We start from the raw sequence: 22,274 nt of genomic DNA on the forward strand, positions 1-22,274 counted from the left end.
TCGCTAAAAACCCTATTCCTTAAAAAGATTGGAGTCACTATGCGTTTTGTGCGTCTAATTCTTTTAACCAATCGTAACCTTTTTCTTCCAATTCTAAAGCTAATTCTTTAGGACCGGACTTCACAATACGTCCGTTGTACAATACGTGAACCACATCAGGCACGATATAATCTAAAAGACGTTGGTAGTGTGTGATGACAACAAAAGCATTTCCTTCTGAACGCAATTGATTTACACCATTTGCTACAATACGTAATGCATCAATATCTAGACCTGAATCTGTTTCATCCAAAATTGCTAATTTTGGGTTCAACATCGCCAATTGGAAGATTTCATTACGCTTTTTCTCACCACCTGAGAAGCCTTCATTCAATGAACGATTAGCCAAATTAGCAGAAAACTCTACTAATTGTTGCTTTTCTTTCACCATTTTCAAGAATTCTTTTGCTTCCATTGGAGGCAAACCTTTATATGCGCGAATATCGTTGACAGCTGTCTTCAAAAAGTTAATATTCGATACTCCTGGTATTTCGATTGGGTACTGAAAAGCTAAAAACAAGCCCTCACGAGCGCGATCTTCTGGAGATAACTCCAATAAATCAACATTCTCCAACAAAGCTTCACCTTCTGTCACTTCGTACACATCACGACCGGCTAAAACATTTCCTAAAGTACTTTTTCCAGCACCGTTTGGACCCATGATTGCATGAATCTCACCTGCTTTTACTTCCAGATTTAAACCCTTTAAAATTTGTTTGCCGTCTACAGACGCGTGTAAATTTTTTATACTTAACATTTCTTTATTAGTATTGTGTATTGCATATAGCGCCATCATCTAGCTCCTATCCGCAAAATTTCCTATATCTATCCTACTGAACCTTCTAATGAAATCGCTAACAATTTCTGTGCTTCTACTGCAAACTCCATTGGCAATTGGTTTAACACTTCTTTTGCGTAACCATTGACAATAAGACCTACCGCCTTTTCCGAATCGATACCACGTTGATTTAGATAAAAGACTTGATCCTCTCCGATTTTCGAAGTGGTAGCCTCATGCTCCAAAGTTGCTGTATTATTACGATTCTCGATGTAAGGGAATGTATGCGCACCACAACGGTCTCCAATCAATAGCGAGTCACATTGTGTAAAGTTTCTTGCATTATCGGCATTAGGACCGATTTTCACCAAACCTCTATAGCTATTATGGCTTCTACCTGCAGAAATTCCTTTAGAAATAATTTTTGATTTGGTATTCTTTCCGATGTGAATCATCTTCGTACCCGTATCTGCTACTTGCATATTACGCGTCATCGCTACTGAATAAAACTCACCTACTGAGTTGTCACCTTTTAAGATTACGCCTGGATATTTCCATGTAATTGCAGATCCCGTCTCTACCTGTGTCCATGAGATTTTACTATTATCCCCTTTACAGATTCCACGCTTCGTTACGAAGTTGAAAATACCACCTTTACCATCTTTATCACCAGGATACCAATTTTGTACCGTAGAATATTTTATTTCAGCGTCTTTCTCAGCGATTAATTCAACTACAGCTGCGTGTAATTGATTTTCATCACGCATTGGGGCAGTACAACCTTCCAAATAGGAAACGTAAGCACCTTCTTCAGCTACAATTAATGTACGCTCAAATTGACCTGTATTTTGCGCATTGATACGGAAATATGTTGACAGTTCCATTGGGCAACGAACGCCTTTTGGTATGTAAACAAAAGATCCATCTGAAAACACAGCCGAATTTAATGCGGCATAAATATTATCGGTTTGAGGAACTACTGTTCCCAGATATTTTTTTATTAATTCGGGATACTCTTGAACAGCCTCCCCAAAAGAACAAAAAATCACACCCTGTTCTTTCAATTTTTCACGGAAAGTTGTTTTCACAGACACTGAATCAAATACAGCATCTACGGCTACAACTCCTGCTAAAATTTTCTGTTCATCCAAAGGAATTCCTAGTTTCGCAAAAGTAGACAACAATTCAGGGTCTACCTCGTCCAAACTATTTAATTGCGGCTTTGCCTTCGGCGCCGCATAATATGAAATGCCTTGAAAATCAACTTCAGGTGTTTCAAAATTTTGCCATTTAGGCATTTTTAGGGTCTGAAAATGACGGAATGCTTTCAATCTCCACTCCAATAACCATTCAGGTTCGTTCTTCTTAGCTGAAATAAAACGCACGGTGTCTTCTGTAAGACCAATCGGCGCAAATTCCATTTCGATGTCTGTTGTGAACCCGTATTTATATTCCTCGAGCTCCAGCTCTTTTAGTAAATCGTCGTCTTTAGTACTCATAGTTCGCTCTCACGGTTTAAAAAATTGCACATAGGTAAAACCCACAATCTTCTGAGCTACAAAGTTACGATTTACAAGCCAATAAATCGTTACTTTTAGCAGTTACAACGCTCATTTTGATGAAAAAAGTGACAAAAGTCACTTTCTAGGCACTCTAGGCTTTACCTACTGCTCTTTTTTTACAAACAAATGATTCGACATAGTAAAAATCTATATTATCAAATGATATATATCAATTAATACTATATGTAAAATTAAAAATCAAAATCACACTACAACACCAAATTAAATTTGGAACAATTCCGTATATTTACAGGATATCACCAAATCAATCTTATAAATATGCCTTTTTTACCAGATAAAACAGATTTAAAAATCTTAAAGCTATTACAAGAGAATGGCCGAATCACAAACTTGCAATTAGCATCTAGCATAGGGCTCTCTCCTGCTCCAACATTGGAACGTGTTAGAAAACTTGAAAACTCGGGATTTATCAAAAGCTATCATGCCTTTGTTGATGAAGAAAAATTGGGATTGGGTATTAAATCATTCATCCAAATCTCCTTGGATTTCCATACACACAATGCTATTCCTGAATTTGTAGCTGCTGTCAAGATGATTCCAGAAGTTACAGAATGTCATCACGTTACTGGGAGTTGCGATTTTATGCTGAAGGTCTATGTCAAAGACATTAAAGCATACGAGACTGTGATTATGGAAAAAATCGCTAAAATTCCTTTCGTAAAAACTTTTCAGACCATGATGATCATGTCTACGAGTAAGAAGGAGCCTATTATTCCATTGGAATATTAAGAAAATCTAATACCAAGATTTTTTTTCATACTCGTTATATCGGGTCATATTGTCATTTATTTGGTGCAAGTTCAATTGTGTTCTATATTTTCAAGATTATCTTGCAGCTTAATCAGCGACAATAAATCAATATCCGATATTTCGAAATTATATCTAGCAGTAAAATTACCACGTTTAAAGGTTTTAAGGCCTTCAATATAAAACAAGATGAGATAGCTATTACTCATCTTGTTAATCCTCATGCACATCCATCATTCATACATGAGGCTTTATTTAAAATTAACCGGTCTCAATTCTCCTTAATAACCACTACTAAAACCCTAATTTTTACTTTTCCTCCTCACATGATCCAATATTAAATATTGCGTCCAACCAAACGATAAAATAATCAATTCATTAAATGACATCATAACCTGCAGTATATAACTGCACCTTGGGAGTTGGATATGGTAAAAAAGTCAATAAATTAAATTTTATTATCTTTACCAACCCATTATGACAAATAATACCGTATCATATCATGATTTTGCTTTCATCCTCTCTTGGCCTGATGCCACGATAAGGGGAGATGAGAAATGGATGATGTTTTTCAAAAAAATAGGGATTGTTAAAAATCTGAATTTCAAAGTTGGACATACCGGAATTGTCCTTGTCTCTGCTCAGACAGGAGAATTATTATATTATGATTTTGGTCGATACATTTCACCTCGAGGATACGGCAGAACCAGATCAAAGGAATCAGACCCACTGTTGAATATTCAGATAAAAGCGACCTTCAATGGCGATAACATTTCAAATGTAGCAGCAATTGCGTCTCATTTTGAAACTATGAAGATGGCTATGCAAGGAAGTGGGGAGCTGTACTTTTCTATTGTAAAGGGACTTAATTTCACACAAGCAAAAACATTTGCCGACAAGTGGGTCGAAATCGGATCATATCCCTATGGCGCAGTTGCGAAAGGCAACAATAACTGTTCGCGTTTCATTACACGATTACTTTTTGCTGCTTCTAAAGAGTTTCACTGGTCGCACCCGATTAATTTCCCCGAAACGATAAAGGCGAGTCCTATTAGTAACATTGTCAACTCGGCAGAAAACAAGATGATTTACAGCTACTCGTCGCAATACGGTTTACAAAAATTCCGGATGTCACGTGTACAGTCTCTGCTATTTCTGATTAAAAAGCTAAGCGAGAATGTCTACAGCAAACAAGCTGCTTTACTACCAGAAGACATTAGTATAGGCGGTATGCTTCATAAGCATAAACCAATCGATATACCTGAAAGCGCACAATACTTGGGAGGTGTGGGTGAAGGTGCATGGTTTGACTTTACCCTCCTTAAAAGCAATCAGCTATTGATTCAAAGATTTACAATTACCGGGATTCTTGAATATGCTATTATTGGTGAAGCTGAAGAAAAGTTAATGTCTACAGCAAACATAAAAATCACTTACGACAGTCACCTTTTAGTCACCCATATCTTACAAAATGAAAAGAAGATAAAAATTAGACATCTACAACACATTTCTATGCCCGAATTAGAATCATTACTCAAAGAAGAACTGATTGCCTAAACCAATTTCCAATCTATTGGCTTCTCTCCATGTTTTTCTAAAAAATAATTAGCCTGTGAAAAGTGTCTTGATCCAAAGAAACCACGATAAACAGATAGTGGTGAAGGATGTACGGCCTTTAAAATTAGATGCTTATTGGAATCGATTAAGTTTGCTTTTTTCTGCGCATAAGCTCCCCACAACATAAATACAAGCGCTTCTTTTTCATCTGAAATCTTTTGAATAACCTGATCGGTAAACTTCTCCCATCCTTTTTTCTGATGAGAGCCTGCCAAATGGGCATTAACGGTTAAGGTCGCGTTTAACAAGAGTACGCCTTGCTTGGCCCAATAAGATAAATCGCCAGATGGCGGTATCTTAAAATCTGGAATATCTGTTTCCAATTCTTTGAATATATTTTTCAACGACGGTGGTAAGGGGATTCCTTTAGGAACTGAAAATGATAAACCATGCGCTTGTCCGTCATTATGATAGGGATCTTGGCCTAATATCACTACTTTCAAAGCGCCAAAGGTGGTGAATTTAAAAGCATTGAATACATCTTCTTTAGGAGGAAACACAAGTCCATTGTCCCTTGCTTGCTGCACAAAAAAAGTAAGCTCAACCATATCAGGCTGATCTAAAAGCGGTTCCAAAATAGGCTCCCAAGATTTATCAAAACGTTTTTCCATATCTTAAACTTAGACAAAGTTGTTTTATTAACAATTCTATTTGTTCCATAATTAAACAGATTTCTCTATCTCTCCTCTCGCAACAAGAAATGATTTTTAGAGGAAATATACAATTTTACAAAATAACAACTAAACAAGTTGCTTTAGCGCACAATTTAACGGATATTTGCAAAATTAAACTCGGTATACATTTACATTAAATATAGACTTATGTCAAATCTTGTAAGAATTATTATTAGCAGTGTGCTATTGATCGGAACTGTCGCCTTATTTTGGATTGGCCAATGGGGATGGGGTATTTTAGGGATATTCTTGACAATAATCGGATTTGTCACCGTATTCTTCCATGAATATATGCTATTGGCACAATGGTTTCTGCGCAAGCAAGATATGCCAAAGGCAGAGAAATGGTTAAATAAAATCACTAACTATGAAAAACAATTGATTCCAGCACAATATGGTTACTACAACATGCTGATTGGATTGATCGAATCGCAACGTGCTCCAATGCAGGCTGAAAAATATTTCAAAAAAGCGTTAACTTTAGGTTTACATATGGACCACAACATCGCTCTAGCTAAACTAAGCTTAGCGGGTATCGCTATGGCAAAACGTAACAAACGAGAAGCAGAGAAATATTTGCAGGAAGCTAAAAAAGCAGATAAGAGTAAATTGTTGGCTGATCAAATCAAAATGATGAAAGATCAAATGGGCATGATGGATCGTCAACAGATTCGTTATAGCAGATAATAACCATACTGGTAACGCGTATTAAACGGCTGTTCAATTACAATTGAACAGCCGTTTCTATATAATGTCCTTCCTCTTCACTATCTTCAAATACAACAAGCAATTCTTTTGGCTTTCCTTTTACCCAATTAAAAACAACAACCTTCATAAGAACGGGTTCATCCATTTTCATGAAGTAATTCATGTAATTTTGTTTATCTTCCAATTTCACCAAAACATTTCCCAATCCTATTGTTCCAAAAAAATGCTTTTCTCCCTTGGTGTCAACAGCCTGTATCCCGTATGTATTCATTTTCAATTCACGTCCACCTTTTGTATAAGAGGTTAAAAATAATTCGATTGAAATTGTTTTCTTTTTAGCATCGACTTGCACACTTTTAACATCAATTTGAATATCATCAACAATTAAGGGTTCCTTTTCTATTTTATCGGACTGTGCATACGAAAATTGTCCCAAGAACAGCAACATGCAAATTGTGGTGAAGTATTTTATAAGAGTTTTCATTTTTTAAAATTAAAAAAAGCTATGTCCTATAGGCATAGCTTTTTAAATAAAATTATCTATTTTAATTAACGTAATCGATCGGCAGATTTTATTAATTTCTCATCTTTACGAATAGCACCTAAAGCTAACGATAAAAAGATAATGGAAATAGGCAGTAAGAAGAAGCCTACACCTATAGTCGCTGCTCCTAAAAACTGATTCACTGTCACTAAGTGACCACTAGCACTTGAATATAACCATACCGCAAATAATATGATCAATACAACATTGAGTAAAATCAATTTAATTTGAGTCTTACGATTCTTAAACTTAAAAATTGTAAAAATTGGCAATAAGCCAATAACCACCGTTGCTATTATCTGTAAAATGTATGAAATACCAGTCTCATGTGTAGGTAAGCCTGCTGAAGTGCCATAAACACCGGTTACCTTAACATCTTTTCCAAGACCGACTAAATCATTATAATGCACATATGGGAATAAAAACAAACCAAACAAAACAAGTCCGGCCACGAGCAAATAAATAGTTTGAATACGTTGAATCATTTTTTATAAATTGATAGTTACAAATATACTATTATTTTAGAACCGACAAATTGACGATTACCTAAAGCTTTCCTCAAATTAACAATTAATTCCAACATTTGATTGCCGAATTTTTACTTTTGCAACATGTTATATATTTATGGCGCTACAGCACACGCTAAAGTTGCTGTCGAAACTGCAGAAGAACTTCAAATCGAGATTGCAGGACTTATAGATAAATCCTTACTAATCGCCGACGTTTTTGATTATCCGGTTACACTTCATCATGAGTCAAAAGATGAAAATGAAGTTTTTTTTATTGCGGTGCACGATTCAGGTTTACGTCAACGCATCGTGTCGGATAATCAAAGTTGGGATTACATTTCGCTCATACATCCAAACGCCTATGTTTCTAAAAGAGCAGAGATAGGTCATGGTACCATTATCTTACCCGGTGCCTCAATAGCTCCAGACGTACAGATTGGCAATCACTGCATCATCAGCAGCAATGCTGTTATTGCCAGTAATACAATCATTGAAGATTTCGTCACGATAGGGCCCAATAGTAGTATTGGAAGTCATGTGTTGATCGGGAAAGGCTCTGAAATAAGTGGGAACATCTGCATACCTGCGGAAGAAACTATTATGAAAGATAGCTTTATCGAAGCAACTTTTACCTTATAAAATCCTATAATCACAACAGCCATCTCCTTTAATAAGAGATGGCTGTTAAGGATATGAATCAAACTTATATTTATTATTATATTCCGGCAGAGTGAAACTGCAAATCATACAGTTTTTTATAGTACCCATCGATATTGAGCAATTCATGATGTGTTCCTATCTCCATGATCTCTCCCTTTTCTAATACAATGATCTTGTTGGCTTTTTGAATAGTCGATAGCCTATGAGCAATTACGATGGCTGTTCTGCCTACCATCAAATTGTCAATAGCATGCTGTATAAGCTCTTCTGTTTCAGTATCAACAGAAGACGTAGCTTCGTCCAAAACCAAAATACGAGGATCGTGTACTAACGCACGTATAAATGAAATCAGTTGTGCCTGACCTGAAGATAAAGTAGCTCCTCGCTCCTGCACCTGATAATCGTATCCACCTGGTAATCGCATGATAAAATCGTGTGCACCAACTTGCTTAGCTGCAGCAACAATGGATTCTCGAGTAATCTGCTCATCATGAAGATCAATATTATGCAAGATAGAGTCTGAGAACAGAAACACATCTTGGAGCACCGTTGCTATTGTTTTCCGAAGATAGTTTAGATCATATTCTCGAATATCGATACCGTCTAACAAGATTTGTCCCTTATTGATTTCATAAAAGCGACTCAAGATGTTAATCGTTGAAGATTTCCCCGCACCAGTAGCCCCTACTAGGGCTAATGTTTCTCCTGGAGCAACTTTAAAGCTCACATTACGTAATACCCAGCTTTCCTCATTATAAGCAAACCAAACGTTTTTAAATTCAATCTCACCGCGAATATGATGAGGCTGTAATGTGCCAGCATCTGGTGTGTGCTCATCGGTATCTAGTACCTCAAAAATACGTTCTGCACTCACCATCCCCATCTGCAACGTATTGAACTTATCAATCAGTTCTCGAATTGGTCGAAAAATCATATTGATATACATGATAAAGGCCACTACCACACCTGGTGAGATGACATCTCCCAAAATCTGCTTAGACCCATACCACACCAATAAACCTAATGAAATGGCCATGATGATTTCCAACACTGGGAAAAAGATAGAAAAATACCAATTGGCACGAATATGTGCATTCCGATGGTGCCCATTGATTTCTTTAAATTTTTCCATTTCCTGCTCTTCACGGGCAAAGTATTTGATAATCCCCATACCAGAGATATGTTCTTGAAGGAAGGTATTCAAATTAGAAACCCATTTACGCACATCTTGAAAGGCAGATTTCATAGCTTCCTTAAAGATATAAGTTGCAGCGACCATAAGTGGCATTGGAATTAAGACTATTAAAGTCAATCTCCAATCGGTATAAAACATCACTGCCAGGATAACGACCAACTGTAATAGATCGCCTATAATTTGAATCAAGCCTTCTGAAAAGATATTGGATATCGTCTCCAAGTCAGAAATGGTCCGTGTAATCAATTTTCCTAAGGGAGTCTGGTCAAAGTACTTTAATCGTAAGCGTGTGATGTGATTAAAAACCTCTATACGAATATCGCGGATGACCGATTGTCCCAGCGTATTCGTCATTAAAGTATGGTAGTATCGTACGGAGGTCTGTACAATAAGCAACACAATCATCAGGATAAACATATAACTCAGTCCTGATGTATTGAATTGTAAAATATATTTATCCAAAGTATATTGGATTAATATAGGCAATGCTGGCGCTACGGCCGCCAGTAAGATGGTCAATACAACGGATATCCAAAATATTCGCCCATAGGGCTTCATATACTTGACCATCCGACGCAACAAATTCACATCATATGTTTTTCCTACTATTTTCTCTTGACTCACTTTTTTTAGTTTACAGGGTAAGGATAGGCCACTTCCGTCAAATATAAACCATGAGCAGGAACTGATGTCCCGGCCATAGAGCGATTTTGACTCGCAATGACTTCTTCCATAAATGAAATAGGTTTACCTTTTATTCCGATTTCTAATAATGTCCCCACGATAGCACGGACCATATTACGTAAGAATCGGTCAGCTGTGATGTGAAAGACGAGCTTACCTGTGTCTTCCCAGACCCATTCAGCCTTTGTTATCGTACAAATATTGGTAAAAACTTGCGTATTCGATTTACTAAAACAACTAAAATCCTGTGTTCCTAACAAGAACGCTGCCGCCTTATTCATTTTTTCAACATCAGGTATATCCCTTAAAAATGAAGAATAAGCATATGTAAAAGGATCTTTATCAAAATGAAGATGATATTCATAGGAGCGACATACTGCATCGAAACGTGCATGCGCATCCGCATGTACGTCCATTACGGACTTCACTGCTATATCGAAGGGTAATAAACCATTCAAAGCATACAGAAAACGTTCAGGTGTAGCCAGAATCCCAGTTGGATCCGCATCAAAATGAACGAACAATTGCTTAGCATGTACACCCGCATCTGTTCTTCCAGCCCCGATGGTTTCAGTCGGTACACGCAATAGAATTGCTAGAGCATCATTCAATCGCTCTTGAACAGAAATTGCATTATTTTGAACCTGCCAACCATGGTAATTTTTCCCAAAATAAGCTACCTCTATAAAAAATCTACATTTCTCCATTTTCAAGGACAAAGGTATGAATTAGCAATAAGATACAAGAATACTGAAGGTATATAACTGTCGTAATAAACTCATAAAATGACAGTGGGCATATATTTCACAAAACAATTTATTAGCTAAATATCAGCACTTTAATAAAAAATAAAATAATTTATATGAAATTTTAAAGTTTTTATTATGTACAGAAATCATACTACTCCCAAATATGTTGCCGTTCCTTTTCATCTTCAATTACTAAAACTATATTTGAAATTTTAGCTATAATTGTACAGAAAATGTCTACAAAGGTATGAAAAGAATGTTTTTTGGAGGAGATAGTGAAAGTCTCAGGTTTAAAACAATACTAAGGATAAACAACACATTTAAAACCCTAATAAACAGCTGTTTTAAATATGTTGTAAAAAATCAATTTTCTAATTGAGCATTTTGTCCAAAGGTCAAAACAATTAAGCTCCCATTGATGAACAGAAGCTTAATTGTTATTTTATATTTATCTCGGAAGTTCTAAAAATCGCAACTCCGACATTTGGTAGTTACCACCATCTCTAACAGATGTTATCAAATACCTATAGTATACAAATTCCCTTACATTATTAAAGGTATATGTTACGGACAAGTTTCTTGCATCAAATAACTGATCTTCTTGCGAGTCTAAAGTAATCCACTTTTCTCCATCATCAGAACCTTGGATTTCCCAGTTTTTAGGATCTCTGGTGTCTGCATCATTTCCAGATGTTAGTGTATAAGCATTAATGATTCGAGGTTGGTAAAACACGAATTGCGCAAAATAAGGCATCCTTACTTCACCGACAAAAATTTTAGTTAATACATCATTATCGATTAATTTTTTTGATCCTTCATTTGCATCTGCGCCCGAACTATTATCCTGCGATACGGTGAAAGTATTATCAATATTAGTCCAATCCTTTACGATTCCTAAATCCGTAAGCATTTTATAAACTACCATTTTTGATCCTTTTGGCGTATACGCATATAGGGTATAATCGGCAAATGTACCTATAGGAATATTAATATTAGTAGATTTATCCTTTGAGACGAGGCTTCCATCTATTTTACCTTTTATCCATCTTACGCTATCAATGGCCACTTTAGTTTTAAAACTCAAATTAAGATTTCCGTTTCCTCTTGAAACTGCATCAAATTCCAGCAGTTTTTCGGGTTCAATTTTAATTACTTCTTCTCGTTGTGCCCAATCGCCATTCTTATTCAATACCATTAACTTGATAGTAAATGCTCCAGTATTTAAAAAAGTATGTACTGGCGTGTTATTCGCGGAAGTACTATCATCCCCAAAACTCCATCTCGTCTCAGTAAAATCCAAACCTTCATTGGTAAACTGAAATGTAAAAGGATCATCTGCTGACACTTGCTTAAAACTAAAAGACGCTTGTGGATTTGGCAATTGAATCACTTCTTCTACCACTACATCATCCTTACTACAAGCATACATGCCTAATAAAAAAGCACAGCCTATTAATAAATTTATTATTTTCATCTCTTTGTTTTATTAAGATAATAAAATCCAACTTTCATATTTTCTTTTACAAAAACTCTATCATACGCCATTCTGAACACTGGAACAAGTCACTTCCTACATTTTCAGTAATGTCAAGTCGGTAATATTTGTATATTCCGACCTTCTGAATATTAAATCTTCGGGTCAAAATACGTGTTGGAAAACTTTCCTCAGATCTCGAATCGATTGTTACCCAATTTTCACCATCGACAGAAGCTTGTAAGTCCCAACTTTTAGGATCACGTTCAATAGCGTCATTGCCAGATGTTATCGTATAAGATCCAATTTTCACATCTCTAGGGAATGTTAATTGACATTGTAAATCACCAGCAAAACTACCCACTAGAAATTTTGTACTCACATCATCATCCACAAATTTCAAACTTCCCTCACCCGCACTTGGACCACCATTATTATCCTTATTAACAGTAAGTATGGCTTCCCCGGTGACATCAAACTCAGCAACACGCTGACAATCGATCAAGATTGTTGTATAAGACTTTTGAGAATTAATAACATGTAAAGTTGGATCTTTTAAATAAATTGTTAAAGCAAGATATTTATCTTTATGCTTTAAGATCACATCCCATGGAATAGAAATACCAAAATCAGCCGTAGACTTATTACTCAATACTCTAATTCGCGATCCTAATGAGAATTCAGAGCTCGTTAGTCCGATTGTATTTTTGGGTAATTTCCCATTTTGTATCCATTTAGCAATTGAATCTGTCGTAGACCGGATTTCAACATCAAAAGCGCGACTTGGAAAAGAGGCCAATGTAACACCCAAAGGAATGTCAATACCGGAAGGACTCGCGTCATAGTTTTCATGGTTACTAGCCAAAATTATATCAGCGGGTGTATTGACAATACTTAAGTAATGAATATCTGTATCGTCCAACAAATCTTTTGAATCTAATGTTACAATGACACTATTATTCGGTCCAATATTATTTCCCTTTCCTGGATTTGTCAATTTATAAGAGAGTGCAAATGATTTCCCATATATGCGCTCTATTTCTGTACGTGATATCGTCAATTCGAAGGATGCTGTATCTGTCCCGTACTGGAAACTTCACCACATTCGGAAACGTAAATGCATTATTCGGCAAAGCAACAACATCCTTTAGTACCCCCGCCTTAATTAAACTATTAACCGTATCGGTATTCAACTGAATCTCTACATCAAACGTTTTAGAGGCAGGTGCACTTAATTTCACGCGCATCGGAACTCTAACGTAATCATTGGTTTTAACAAGGTCAGTGCCTGCTCCTTCGGCATTAACCTCAACATCCCGGTTTTCAACAAGCTTGAAAACATCAAGATTATCTTTTGAGCATTTCAAAAAACAGAAACTACTCAAAATCATTATAAAAAATAAATGTATCTTTTTCATTTTTTTTAAATTTTATTTATCCACCCAAACACGACCATCCAACTGCCAACTTTCTTGTCTTGGTATCTGTAACCAACTAAAAATCTGAGCTGTTATATCGGTATTCTTCGGCACCAAGCTTCCTAATATTTCTACAGATGGAGCACACAGAAAGTCATTTAATTTAGATATCTCAAAATTGGTATTACTTAATTTTAAGTTGTTCCCAAATAAGCCAACATCGTAAATCATATTATCGTTGACACTTCCTTCCACAGGCCAATTAGCAGCCATATAATAAAAATAAGGGTGATCTTCACCTACCCCAATCTGACAGTTATATTGGGTAAGAACTGATTGTGGTAGAGCCGTTTTCCAAAAGCGAACATCGGCTATATAAAAATCACCTCTGTTCCAATTATTTCCTCCGTTTAATAGTCCCAACCGAAATTTAGCAAGATTGTCCAGTGCACCCCAAGAAGTAACATCCATCTCATTACCCGGAATCCCATTCGTATAGGTCTTAACCATTCTGTTTCCATCGTTATTAATATAACCAACAACTGTAATGTTATTCCAAGTTGCATTATTAAGTTTCGAACCATTTACTTCCCCACTTCCATTGGGACCTTTTGCATTGAACGTCCAATAATCATCTTTGAAAAACATGACCCATCCATTGCCAGGTGACCCTGACTCCCAGACATCACGCTTTCCAATAAATGATGGATAATCAGGGAATTTGTATGTATTCTGAGGGCCTTTGTTTTTCTTTACTTTTAATTCTATTGTAAATTCAGCATCCTTATCACCTAAATTAAATAGATGATTATCCCCTTCTGCAATTTCAGCAGCGAGTCCATCTTTAAATCTGGCAAAGCTACCATTAAAGCGGCTTCCCAAATATGGCTTATTGACATAACGTGAAGAATACTTCGGCGAATAAAATATGGTAAATGTATTGACATTGGGATTACTGAAAACGGTATTATCATTTTCATTATCAGGTATTTCAAAAGCACCACCTTTACTTGAGGTGATAATTATTAACCAGTTTTCTTTCTTATATGTAGGTCTTTTTTCCAATGCCTGCACCATTTCACCAACTTGTTTGTCAAAGGTTTGTATGGCATTTTTATAATTTACATTACTATTATCATATCCCCCAGTCATCCCTGCTTTATCCACTTCCGTAAAATGTCCCGTTACCATGGTTATGTCGGGTTGCGTTAAACCTTCGAGCACTCCTTTAACGACTCCTTCATCATTAACCTCCAACTTCGCATCACTTTCAGGAGCTAGGTTCTCTATAAATAGCGAGGAACTTCCATATATTTTAATGACCGCATCTTTCTTCAATTCGGTAATTCTATTATACACGAGTGGAAAAGTTTTAAAATTATTCCCATTAAAATTATTTCCCGAGACAAGATGCTTCTGCTGATTAACTCCTGTTATGATATCGGCTAAATCTGCACCAGTACTGGTAGATTCATCGTGTTCCTGACTGAGAGAAGACCATGAATAAATGGAACGGTCTAATAATGCGTTCATATTCGGAATTTCAGCAGTCCGAACAGATTCTCCCCTAGCTCCGTCAGCTATCAAGAGCAGTACTTTCGGTTGACCATACACTAAGTCTACCGAATCTGTTACTCCCGAAGACTCTGGAATCAATCTATTAAATTCATCCTGACAAGAAAAAATTGTGATCATACACAGTAGGAGCAATACCCACCACCCTTTCTTTCTTTTTCTATATTGGTTTTCCATATTGGTTATATTTAGGTTATAATAGGTTTATTGTTCAAGTTTAATGCGAATCAGGTTTTTTACTTCTTCATTATTAAAGCGATCAAAACTTCCCATGAGAAGCAAAGCTCGTTTGCCATCTTCTGTTTTTGTTTCCACGATCTTATTAAGAGCTCCATAGAATAATCCTGTTGTGTTGTAATCTGGATTGAGGGCACCATCGGGGTTCAAAATCATAAAACCACTGCGCGTGACCTGGTCATATTTAACGAAATCACCCGAAACCACAATAAGGCCATCATTCAATTGTGCTGCAAAGTAAGGGTTGCCCCCCTCAAAAGTTTTTACTTTAAAGCTATCATCTAATGTACCATCAGCCTTCAACATCGCTACCTGCACCGCATCTTTGCCATTATATTTCTTAAAGGCACCAACAATTAGGTATTTATTCAATTGTTCATTAAAAGTAACTGAGATAACGTTATAATCTGCACCAACGCCCGACGCATTAAAAGTAGGATCAATAGTTCCATCTGCATTTAACCTCGTGATATATCCCTTACTTTGATCATCAAATTTTGAAAAAGAACCATAGACAAGTAATTTACCTTTTAAAGGGCCAGTCTTATGAAATAGTGAACCTACTGAACCATTAGCCCCAGAAAACGGTTTACCATCAGCCTTAAATCTAAAACTTTTATCTAATTCTCCATTTTTATTTAACCGGGCTACATGCCTTATTTCGGTACTATCTAAAATAACCGTATCACGTGTTTCCAATTTATTTGGCTTATCATAGGTTCTTCGAACGTAGAATTTAAAGTTACCTGTCGCTAGTACTTTATCTTCAGACTCATAAATATTACTCACAAAGCCATCAAATCCACCATTAAAAGTTGGATAATATTTAGTCGTATCCAATTGATCTGGCCTGCGGAATGGCTTAATTCCCATCGTATCAATCGTGCCTGTTAAATTGATTCTTGTTAGATTACTAATATTTTCTTTCCGCTGATCATATCCAGAAAATGAACCTGCTAAATAGTAAAAATTATCAAGGCGAATAATACTACTTAAAAAATTATTGGCTCCAGTCCCAATCCGGAAACTAGCATCATAAGTGCCATCAGGAAACGTTCTAACCAAACGATTTATAGGTCGAATAATACCTTTTCTATTATAGTCCGTAAATCCACCTATATAGATCATTTTCCCATCTTCTAAAAACAGCATATCACTGACAGTACCATTTGCACCAGTTCCTACTTGAAATGTTGGATCTATACTAACAGTTCCTAAGACACTAAATTTGGGACCAAAGAATACCACGTCATCAATGGTGATCGATACCACTCCCGTACTTGCATATGGAGGTACTTTGAGCTTGACATGCTCCGCTGTCATTTCCAATATTTCGGCCACTTCACCATTGAACTTAATAATGGCTTTATCTTTATATTGGTCCAATCCAATAATTCTCATGGTCGCCTCAGAACCTGGTTTACCAAATTCGGGTTTCATTTTATCAGTTGGATTTAATTCAATATCTAACGGAGGCATTCCTTCTTCATACGGTGCGGAGAAGTCTTTATCATCTTTATTACAAGCGCTTATCAAGCATATAAAAAAGAAAAACAATCCGCAATTTCTTATGTATTTCATCATAATTAACATAAATAAAATGATTCTTAACGTTTACTCTCTAAAATGTCATTCATTATTTCATCTTGCCTATAGCCGAACTGTGCTCGTGTATAATCTAAGACATGCACGACACCATTTGTAGGTTGGATATCTGAAGACGCAATGGGTATCGAGAACCAATTATTAGGTTGAGACACATCTCTGATATACGATATATACAATTGTCTATAACCCATATACTTTAATATCGTCTCGCCATCGACAGCATCGTGAAATTTAACTCCGATGTTACAGACTGCATTTCCTAAGGATGTATAATTCTGGCCTTTGTATATGTTTAACAGGTCGAAATCGATTTGCGGATAATCTGCCAATTTACGTTTGTCATTGAACATATAACGTTGCAGGTATTTTCTCCAAATCACGCTATCCACATCTGCTAAAGTCGATATGGTATCACGGCCTAAGAAGTACAATACTTCATTCACACCTGAGGGATCGGAATTCATATCTTTACGAGCCAATCCAATTAGTTTTTTTATATTTTCGTCTCGAGGGGCAAAAAATGTAAATTCCTTATTTTTAAACTCTTCTTCCAAACCAGCCAAACGAATTATGGTGGCAATAGAATCAAATTCTCGGGGTTTAGCATCTAAGTAGTCCATTATCGACCCTTCGAAATTGGCATTTGCCAATCCACCATCCACATAGTAATCATCTTGTTTACAAGACCCTACAAAAATCATAAAGAAAAGTGCCGGCAGTACTAATTTATATTTAGAAAAATTTCTCATAACAAAGCGATTAATTAATACTTGTCCAATATTCATTTAAAACAATCTTTGGGTTATAGTTTTTTGCAGATGCATCAAGAGGCCAAGTCCATGCCCTACGATTATACTGATCCAGAGTCATGGGATTCATTGTCCACTGCGAACTCAATATGCGTCGTGTACGAATTAAATCAAAATAACGAATGCCTTCACCTATCAATTCACGGCATCGCTCTTCAAAAATAAAATTCTTAAGCTCTTGACCTCCAGCCCCCGAATATATAGCCGCTTCAGCTCTATTTCTAACTAAATTTAACACAGAAATAGCTTCAGATTCTCTCGCAGGTCCCAATTCTGCTAAAGCCTCCGCCTCTAATAACAGCGCATCGGCATAACGGAAAATCATAAACGTATTATCTGGATTAGAATCTTCATTCCCAGAGGCGAAAACGTTTGCTGCATATTTTTTCAAAACAAAACGGCCATCATCGGCATACATATCTTCGAACCAAAGTTCTTTTCTTTTATCTCCTCCTCCATTTACAGGGTAGATCCTATTCATAAATATAGAAGAGTAATAGGCAATACTAAATTGGGCATTAAATCGAGGAAACTTATATGGCCAGCGCAAAAAATGATCCCACAATGGTGCATAAGCATTATTTTGATCCGTATAGTTAATTGATCTGTAAAATTCAAAAAGTGATTCTTCGGTACGTCCTTTAGTGACCATCGCCCAACTTTCAGGGTTTAGCGGATACAGTCTATGTACATTACTTTTTCTCAGCTCATTTCCCAATGTAGCAACACCTTCATAATACTGCGCTGAATTAGCCCTATCAAAGTTGGCATTCCACATTTTCATGTGCATCAATAAACCAATAATACTCCCTTTACTTGCGCGAGCGCCTCTTTGTGCAGGATCTCCAAATGACCAAGGCATCAAATCTTTAACCGATTCTAGATCGGCAATACATTTGGTAATAACGGAAACCATATCTTCCCGAGGAATTTCTTCAGCAAAATAAGGTTCTGTATAATACACCACATCTCCATATAGTCTTACCATCCAGAAATAGGTAAAATTGCGCATAAACGTCGCTTCCGCTATATATCTGCTTTTATCAGTTCCTTCCACACCTGGGATACCCTCTTCTAATTTGGAAATTAAAATATTACAACTTTGGATAACTTTATAATAGTTATTCCATTCAGTCACTTTATACATGGCATAACCAGAATATGGGCCACTTCTTGAAAAATTCACGACATTTAACATGTTATTCTTTCCCAATTCTGCGAGTATCTGCCTATCTGTACCTGATGTTAATGCGGGAAAAATCTCACCAGAGCGTGCTTCTCCCACTCCACCCATCACCCATGACTCATTTATTTTCTCAAAAAATTGGCTATAAATTCTTGCAACATTTGCTTCTACATCTGATTTCGATTGATAGAAATTATTACCTGTTAAACGATCGATAGGTTCAACCGTCAAAAATTTCTTACAACTACTGACGCTTGATATTAAAACCACTAACAAAGCGATTTTAATCATTTTATTTTTTAGTCTCATCACATTAGTCAATTAAAAATCAATATTCACCCCCACAGTATATTCTCTCGGAACAGGGTAACCAGCGGATGCATCACGCCCCACAGAAGTCACATTTTCTGGATTGGGTCCACTATATTTAGAAAAAGTCATGATATTATTGGCTGAGAAGTGAACTCTTAACCTTTCCAATCCCATGCGTTGTGCTACTTTTTTGGTAACCATATAGGACACAGCAATATTATTGATTTTAAAGTAGCTACCATCCTCTGCCCATAGATCCTGATCAAATCGGAAAGGACGAATATTTCCAAATCTTCCATAGTCAAAAGCATAAGGATATTTCGCTACATCACCAGGTTTTCTCCACATATCGATATCTTCCAATGGAACTGTTGCTTTTGTTCCAAACGGATCTCCCATCAATCCTAAACGTTCTGCCAGAGCATTATTCAAGATTGTTCTTTTAGCTGTATAAGATCCATACATATTAAATCCAAAAGTTCCAATAGTTTCATGTGCATAATTCAGGTTAAACTGCATCCCTCCTGTAAATAGTGGTTGTGAGTTACCCGTTCTAGCGAAATCATTATCATTTAAGATATAATTACCATCCAGATCGGCAAAGATTGGATCGCCTGCCTGAAATTCGGTCCCATTACCCATACGGTAACGGCGCCCCGTCACTGGATCAACAGGTACATCAGCATCCGTACTATAGACTCCTCTATTTAATAGCATATAATTTGACATCGTTGGCGTTCCCACACGATAAACCATCATTTGCAAATACCTACCAGACGGCTCCCATCGTACGAACTGCCCTCCATAATGATTCGGTAGCTTCAACAAAACATCTTGATTATAGGCACCATTAAAACCCACAGACATCGTCAATGGCCCCTGCGTTAGGGGCCTAACCATCACAGATAGCTCATGACCATAATTGGCAATTGCAGCGGTATTACTGTTTATTTTATCAAATCCCAACGAAGTAGAGAGTTTCTCTTCAAACAGAAGATTATCCACTTTTTTATAGTAAGTATCATATGTCACTTCAAGTTTATTTTTGAAAAAGCCTAAATCCAATCCTACGTTATACTGTGAGGTTGTCGTCGGCTTTAAGTTGGGATTGGGAATTTGTTCGTAGTTAATTCCAATTCCGATTTGGTCATTATAGCGACCTGTGATATCATATTTACCATACACCCGTTCCAACGTGCTATTGGGCATGACATTAATACCCCAACTCGTCCTAATCGACAAGAGGTTGATCCAATCGATATCCTTAATAAACTCTTCATGAAAGGCATTCCAACGCAAACCCACTGCAGGATTTTTTGTAAATAAATTGCCAAATCCATTTTGCGAGGAACCATCCATCCGGTAGGATAAATCGATTACATACTTTTTCATGTAATCATAAGATCCTGATAGGGCAAAAGATATCGCTTTTTCTCTACCAAAACCGCGTTTTAATATGCCACCACCTCTAGAGAAATATCCATCAAAACCTAATGGCCCTTCAAACTGATCATTGGGAGTCCTAGCCTGTCTAGTGGCACCAGATTGTTTTTCTAGCGTACGTATCTCATTGAATAAGTTGAAGAAAATATTATGTTTTTCTTTAAATGAATGACTATAGGTAATCGAATTCCGATTGTACAAGCTATTGTATTGACCATTGAAAGAATACACCTGTGCAAATTGGTTATTAGCCGCCGCAGGCGTAAAGGTATCTTCATTATCAGTAGTTGACTCGTAACTAAAACTAGTTGTCGCTCTCAATCCGGCAAGAAACTCATAAGAGGCCTCAATAAATGGCTTAATAGATTTTGATGCGTTACTATTCCGCGTGTTTAAGGCTGAATTGAAACTAGAAGACGCTAGGTAAAAAGAAGGTCCAGGTAATAAGGTCGAAGTCATCCCTCCATCCGCTACACCGGTTTGCAAAATCCCAAGTCCATCACCTTTACTTTTAGTACCTAAGGAACCATTTATTTGGGCAATAAATTTGAATCGGTCGTTTGGATGATATTCAAAACGCATGTTGGCCAAATACCGATCAAATCCTGTATTCTTAATAATTCCATTCTCTGTCAGATAATTTAAATTGGCTTTATAGTTGAGTTTTTGATTTCCTCCATCAATAGCAACGTTATGCGTCTGATTATAAGTCGATGCATAATAGAGGTCTTGCCAATTGGTTGAATTGTTATAATAAGCATTTAAACTGTCCGACAGAAAATAAGTTTGCGAGATACGATCGATGTCGAATTGGCTCATCGCATTTCCATAGATTTGTTGCAATTTAAGTCTACGCTCTAAATTCCCACCTAAAGTTTCTCTTAACTTTGGAGGCGTCTTTAAAGTAAAGTTCCCGGTATAGCGAACCCGTGGCACTTCCGAATTCCCTCTTTTAGTTGTTATAATGATAACCCCATATGCCGCCAAAGACCCATATAAAGAGGTTGCTTGCGCATCTTTTAATACCTCAATACTTTCAACATCCTCTGGTGGAATCAAAGATAGCGGACTGATACCCGGTCCCTGTTGCGATAGCCCCAATTCGCTCGCACGATCGGCATCCATCGGTACACCATCAATGACATATAGTGGTGAAGTTGGCGATAAAAATGATTGGTCTCCAGATCCCGAAACACTTAAGGTCGACAAGCCCCTAATCTGTGTGGAACCTCTAAAACCAGGCGCTCCAGTGTTGACTTGGATATTTAAGCCTGGTACTTTGCCTTGCAATAAATTTTCGATATTTGCCGCCGGCACATCTTGAAGATCTTTACCACTAATCTTTGTGGATGCACCAGTAGCTGTTTCACGCGCTCTAGCCACATAACCCCGCACAACAACCTCGTCCATTTGATTATTAAGATCTTTTAGTTTAACAGTCAAATTCTTATCATTTCGGATAGTTACTGTCACATTATCATATCCCATCATCCTAAAGGAAATATTGGTCCCTGTTGCGGCAGTCAAACTAAAGATACCACTCGCATTCGAGGAAGTCACTTTTTGTCCGTACCGAATGGTCACACCGGCTATTGGCTTACCACTGGTATCCACTACCTTTCCATCTATTGTTACTGTTTGTGCAAACAATTGAATCGTCAGCAACATACAGATCAAAAATGGTATTAATTTATAAAGTCGTTCTAAACGCATAACCATATTCAT

Annotated in this window: 19 protein-coding genes; 4 read left to right on the plus strand and 15 right to left on the minus strand. The window is 36.8% G+C overall.

The genetic code is table 11. The annotated features are described in order from the left end of the window. Positions 1 to 37: 37 nt before the first annotated feature. Positions 38 to 796, minus strand: a complete 759-nt coding sequence (gene sufC / locus ACFX5U_RS19865; protein WP_038703097.1) for a Fe-S cluster assembly ATPase SufC — start codon at positions 794 to 796, stop codon at positions 38 to 40. Positions 797 to 864: 68 nt separating this feature from the next. Next, positions 865 to 2,316, minus strand: a complete 1,452-nt coding sequence (gene sufB, locus ACFX5U_RS19870; RefSeq protein WP_038701293.1) for a Fe-S cluster assembly protein SufB — start codon at positions 2,314 to 2,316, stop codon at positions 865 to 867. Positions 2,317 to 2,658: 342 nt separating this feature from the next. Between sufB and ACFX5U_RS19875 the strand changes: the two genes are divergently transcribed. Both ACFX5U_RS19875 and ACFX5U_RS19880 read left to right on the plus strand, forming a co-directional pair. Further along, positions 2,659 to 3,129, plus strand: coding sequence for an Lrp/AsnC family transcriptional regulator (locus tag ACFX5U_RS19875; protein WP_038701295.1), 471 nt, complete (start codon positions 2,659 to 2,661; stop codon positions 3,127 to 3,129). 495 nt (positions 3,130 to 3,624) lie between these two features. Next, positions 3,625 to 4,704 carry a DUF6695 family protein gene (locus tag ACFX5U_RS19880; RefSeq protein WP_038701297.1) on the plus strand — a complete coding sequence of 360 codons (1,080 nt, stop codon included), beginning with the start codon at positions 3,625 to 3,627 and terminating at the stop codon, positions 4,702 to 4,704. On the opposite strand, the gene ung is transcribed toward ACFX5U_RS19880, so the two are convergent. Further along, positions 4,701 to 5,375 carry a uracil-DNA glycosylase gene (gene ung / locus ACFX5U_RS19885; protein WP_280565066.1) on the minus strand — a complete coding sequence of 225 codons (675 nt, stop codon included), beginning with the start codon at positions 5,373 to 5,375 and terminating at the stop codon, positions 4,701 to 4,703. The genes ACFX5U_RS19880 and ung overlap by 4 nt on opposite strands. A 210-nt stretch (positions 5,376 to 5,585) precedes the next feature. On the opposite strand from ung, the gene ACFX5U_RS19890 reads away from it, so the two are divergent. Next, on the plus strand, positions 5,586 to 6,125 hold the full coding sequence (locus tag ACFX5U_RS19890; RefSeq protein ID WP_021192435.1) for a lipopolysaccharide assembly protein LapB: 540 nt from the start codon (positions 5,586 to 5,588) through the stop codon (positions 6,123 to 6,125). A gap of 37 nt (positions 6,126 to 6,162) precedes the next feature. On the opposite strand, the gene ACFX5U_RS19895 is transcribed toward ACFX5U_RS19890, so the two are convergent. Beyond that, a complete protein-coding gene (locus ACFX5U_RS19895; RefSeq protein WP_280565058.1) occupies positions 6,163 to 6,630 on the minus strand; it encodes a hypothetical protein in 468 nt (155 codons plus the stop codon). A 65-nt stretch (positions 6,631 to 6,695) separates the two neighbouring features. Further along, on the minus strand, positions 6,696 to 7,175 hold the full coding sequence (locus ACFX5U_RS19900) for a DUF4293 domain-containing protein (RefSeq protein ID WP_038701305.1): 480 nt from the start codon (positions 7,173 to 7,175) through the stop codon (positions 6,696 to 6,698). 126 nt (positions 7,176 to 7,301) lie between these two features. Here ACFX5U_RS19900 and ACFX5U_RS19905 point away from each other — a divergent pair, with 126 nt between their 5' ends. Next, on the plus strand, positions 7,302 to 7,838 hold the full coding sequence (locus tag ACFX5U_RS19905) for a hypothetical protein (RefSeq protein ID WP_280565051.1): 537 nt from the start codon (positions 7,302 to 7,304) through the stop codon (positions 7,836 to 7,838). 76 nt (positions 7,839 to 7,914) lie between these two features. Here the strand turns inward: ACFX5U_RS19905 and ACFX5U_RS19910 are convergent, their stop codons facing one another. The 10 genes from ACFX5U_RS19910 to ACFX5U_RS19955 form a co-directional block, all read right to left on the minus strand. Beyond that, positions 7,915 to 9,678, minus strand: coding sequence for an ABC transporter ATP-binding protein (locus ACFX5U_RS19910; RefSeq protein ID WP_280565048.1), 1,764 nt, complete (start codon positions 9,676 to 9,678; stop codon positions 7,915 to 7,917). A gap of 5 nt (positions 9,679 to 9,683) precedes the next feature. Further along, a complete protein-coding gene (truA, locus tag ACFX5U_RS19915) occupies positions 9,684 to 10,445 on the minus strand; it encodes a tRNA pseudouridine(38-40) synthase TruA (RefSeq protein ID WP_280565045.1) in 762 nt (253 codons plus the stop codon). Between the two features lie 490 nt (positions 10,446 to 10,935). Continuing rightward, positions 10,936 to 11,961: a PKD domain-containing protein gene (locus ACFX5U_RS19920; RefSeq protein WP_280565043.1), complete on the minus strand. Its 1,026-nt coding sequence runs from the start codon at positions 11,959 to 11,961 to the stop codon at positions 10,936 to 10,938. 46 nt (positions 11,962 to 12,007) lie between these two features. Beyond that, positions 12,008 to 13,021 carry a hypothetical protein gene (locus ACFX5U_RS19925; RefSeq protein ID WP_400261837.1) on the minus strand — a complete coding sequence of 338 codons (1,014 nt, stop codon included), beginning with the start codon at positions 13,019 to 13,021 and terminating at the stop codon, positions 12,008 to 12,010. Continuing rightward, positions 12,960 to 13,379, minus strand: coding sequence for a hypothetical protein (locus ACFX5U_RS19930; protein WP_400261838.1), 420 nt, complete (start codon positions 13,377 to 13,379; stop codon positions 12,960 to 12,962). Before ACFX5U_RS19930 ends, ACFX5U_RS19925 begins: the two co-directional genes overlap by 62 nt. Before the next feature lie 12 nt (positions 13,380 to 13,391). Next, entirely contained in the window at positions 13,392 to 15,131 is a 1,740-nt protein-coding gene (locus tag ACFX5U_RS19935; RefSeq protein WP_280565038.1) for an alkaline phosphatase family protein, read from the minus strand. A 27-nt stretch (positions 15,132 to 15,158) separates the two neighbouring features. Beyond that, positions 15,159 to 16,775: a DUF5008 domain-containing protein gene (locus tag ACFX5U_RS19940; protein WP_038703105.1), complete on the minus strand. Its 1,617-nt coding sequence runs from the start codon at positions 16,773 to 16,775 to the stop codon at positions 15,159 to 15,161. 23 nt (positions 16,776 to 16,798) lie between these two features. After that, positions 16,799 to 17,548, minus strand: a complete 750-nt coding sequence (locus ACFX5U_RS19945; RefSeq protein ID WP_280565031.1) for a fasciclin domain-containing protein — start codon at positions 17,546 to 17,548, stop codon at positions 16,799 to 16,801. Between the two features lie 10 nt (positions 17,549 to 17,558). Continuing rightward, positions 17,559 to 19,103 carry a RagB/SusD family nutrient uptake outer membrane protein gene (locus ACFX5U_RS19950; protein WP_400263619.1) on the minus strand — a complete coding sequence of 515 codons (1,545 nt, stop codon included), beginning with the start codon at positions 19,101 to 19,103 and terminating at the stop codon, positions 17,559 to 17,561. Positions 19,104 to 19,115: 12 nt separating this feature from the next. Beyond that, positions 19,116 to 22,262, minus strand: a complete 3,147-nt coding sequence (locus ACFX5U_RS19955; RefSeq protein ID WP_400261839.1) for a SusC/RagA family TonB-linked outer membrane protein — start codon at positions 22,260 to 22,262, stop codon at positions 19,116 to 19,118. Between the last annotated feature and the right edge of the window lie 12 nt (positions 22,263 to 22,274).

It is taken from the genome of Sphingobacterium sp. SG20118, assembly GCF_044740685.1.
Classification (GTDB): Bacteria; Bacteroidota; Bacteroidia; order Sphingobacteriales; family Sphingobacteriaceae; genus Sphingobacterium.

Bases quoted from the DNA above. Each gene is read 5' to 3' on its own strand.
- ACFX5U_RS19940 (WP_038703105.1), bottom strand. From the start codon at position 16,775: ATGATGAAATACATAAGAAATTGCGGATTGTTTTTCTTTTTTATATGC.
- ACFX5U_RS19950 (WP_400263619.1), bottom strand. From the start codon at position 19,103: ATGAGACTAAAAAATAAAATGATTAAAATCGCTTTGTTAGTGGTTTTA.
- ACFX5U_RS19880 (WP_038701297.1), top strand. From the start codon at position 3,625: ATGACAAATAATACCGTATCATATCATGATTTTGCTTTCATCCTCTCT.
- ACFX5U_RS19935 (WP_280565038.1), bottom strand. From the start codon at position 15,131: ATGGAAAACCAATATAGAAAAAGAAAGAAAGGGTGGTGGGTATTGCTC.
- ung (WP_280565066.1), bottom strand. From the start codon at position 5,375: ATGGAAAAACGTTTTGATAAATCTTGGGAGCCTATTTTGGAACCGCTT.
- ACFX5U_RS19930 (WP_400261838.1), bottom strand. From the start codon at position 13,379: ATGAAAAAGATACATTTATTTTTTATAATGATTTTGAGTAGTTTCTGT.
- ACFX5U_RS19920 (WP_280565043.1), bottom strand. From the start codon at position 11,961: ATGAAAATAATAAATTTATTAATAGGCTGTGCTTTTTTATTAGGCATG.
- ACFX5U_RS19945 (WP_280565031.1), bottom strand. From the start codon at position 17,548: ATGAGAAATTTTTCTAAATATAAATTAGTACTGCCGGCACTTTTCTTT.
- ACFX5U_RS19900 (WP_038701305.1), bottom strand. From the start codon at position 7,175: ATGATTCAACGTATTCAAACTATTTATTTGCTCGTGGCCGGACTTGTT.
- ACFX5U_RS19895 (WP_280565058.1), bottom strand. From the start codon at position 6,630: ATGAAAACTCTTATAAAATACTTCACCACAATTTGCATGTTGCTGTTC.
- ACFX5U_RS19955 (WP_400261839.1), bottom strand. From the start codon at position 22,262: ATGCGTTTAGAACGACTTTATAAATTAATACCATTTTTGATCTGTATG.
- ACFX5U_RS19890 (WP_021192435.1), top strand. From the start codon at position 5,586: ATGTCAAATCTTGTAAGAATTATTATTAGCAGTGTGCTATTGATCGGA.
- ACFX5U_RS19905 (WP_280565051.1), top strand. From the start codon at position 7,302: ATGTTATATATTTATGGCGCTACAGCACACGCTAAAGTTGCTGTCGAA.
- sufB (WP_038701293.1), bottom strand. From the start codon at position 2,316: ATGAGTACTAAAGACGACGATTTACTAAAAGAGCTGGAGCTCGAGGAA.
- sufC (WP_038703097.1), bottom strand. From the start codon at position 796: ATGTTAAGTATAAAAAATTTACACGCGTCTGTAGACGGCAAACAAATT.
- truA (WP_280565045.1), bottom strand. From the start codon at position 10,445: ATGGAGAAATGTAGATTTTTTATAGAGGTAGCTTATTTTGGGAAAAAT.
- ACFX5U_RS19875 (WP_038701295.1), top strand. From the start codon at position 2,659: ATGCCTTTTTTACCAGATAAAACAGATTTAAAAATCTTAAAGCTATTA.